Here is a 1,449-nt window from a genome sequence, read left to right as displayed (position 1 = left end):
CTGATGCCGTGTTGGGGTGGACGGCTCCCAACGGCATCGCGATGTGCCAGAATGAGTTCGTTGAAAGCTCAATCGAGGGAGACCGTCCGTGGAAGAGATTATCCGAATTGGTGTCGATACGTCAAAGAGCGTTTTCCAATTGCATGGCGTGAACGCAGCCGAGCAACCAATCCTGCGCAAGAAGCTTTCGCGTAGGGAGATGGTGAAATTCTTCGAGAAAGCACCACCGACCACCGTCGCACTCGAAGCTTGCGGTGGCTCTCATCATTGGGCGAGGTTGTTAGATTCCTTCGGCCACGACGTAAAATTGATCGCGCCGCAATTGGCCAAGCCTTATGTCAAGCGCGGCAAGAACGACGCGGCGGATGCGGAAGCCTTGTGTGAGGCGATGAGCCGACCCACCATGCGCTTCGTGCCGGTAAAGAGCGCGGAACAGCAGGCTGCGTTAATGCTGGTCGGTGTGCGAGAGAGACTCATCCGCAATCGGACACAGCTTGCCAATGCTATTCGCGGTTTCGCCATGGAGTTCGGCATCGTCGCGGCCACCGGCATGTGCCGGATCGAACCGCTATTGGAGCGCATTGCGGCTGATCAAGCCCTGCCTGAATTGGCCCGCGAGCTCTTTGCCATGCATGGCGTTGAGTATCGAGATTTGCTTGCCGAAACGAAAGTCGTCGAGGAGAAATTAACCGCGTTGCATCGCTCCGATCAATGCAGCAGGCGCCTGGCCGAAATTCCGGGCGTCGGGCCGGTCGGCGCATCGCTTTTGATGATGAAGACCCCAGATCCCCGAACGTTCAAGTCGGGTCGCGATTTTGCCGCCTGGATAGGACTCACGCCCAAAGACCATTCGTCCGCAGGCAAGGTCAGACTGGGGGTGATCACACGTGCTGGCGACGAAATGCTGAGGAGCGTATTGGTGGTTGGCGCAACTGCCCTTCTTCAGCATGTCAGAACCGGTCGAAGCAGACATGCTTCCCGATGGCTGATCGAACTCCTGCAACGGAAGAAAACGAAGCTGGTGGCGGTGGCGCTCGCGAATAAGATCGCCCGAATTGCCTGGAAGCTTATGGTGAGCGGCGAAACGTACCGGCGACCGGAAGAACAAACACAGGCAATTTAGGAAATTGGCCACCACGGCGAGCACGATAAAAATGCTACCGTGTTGAGCTGATGCTGTGAACTTGCAAGAGAAAAGCAGATGGTGCGATCGATCGATCCAAGACGCGTGACACTCCGCCAATTCCAGTGGCCTTTCGAGGTCGTTGCCGTGTTAGGAACACGCGTTGCGGAAACCATCTTGGCCAGTGGTCATGTGCGACCACACACAAAGGCCGCACATATGGATGCAAGCGATCCGATCAAAAATATCCGCAAAAAACACTTGCAAGTGGGAGCCGTCCACATATGGAATTGGGTGCGCCGCGAAGAGATGCAGCTCTCCTTGGC

Annotated in this window: 2 protein-coding genes; both read left to right on the top strand. The window is 56.3% G+C overall.

All coding sequences use genetic code 11. The features are described from left to right. The first annotated feature begins 88 nt into the window (after positions 1 to 88). A complete protein-coding gene (locus tag NKH03_RS34670) occupies positions 89 to 1,123 on the top strand; it encodes an IS110 family RNA-guided transposase (RefSeq protein WP_352608060.1) in 1,035 nt (344 codons plus the stop codon). 78 nt (positions 1,124 to 1,201) lie between these two features. Next, the coding region (locus NKH03_RS34665) for a hypothetical protein (protein WP_352973331.1) at positions 1,202 to 1,449 on the top strand (248 nt) is incomplete at its 3' end.

It is taken from the genome of Mesorhizobium sp. M1406 (genome assembly GCF_040317555.1).
Classification (GTDB): Bacteria; Pseudomonadota; Alphaproteobacteria; order Rhizobiales; family Rhizobiaceae; genus Mesorhizobium.
Note: the sequence above shows the minus strand (reverse complement) of the source record. Positions and strands in the feature narration are given on the sequence as shown.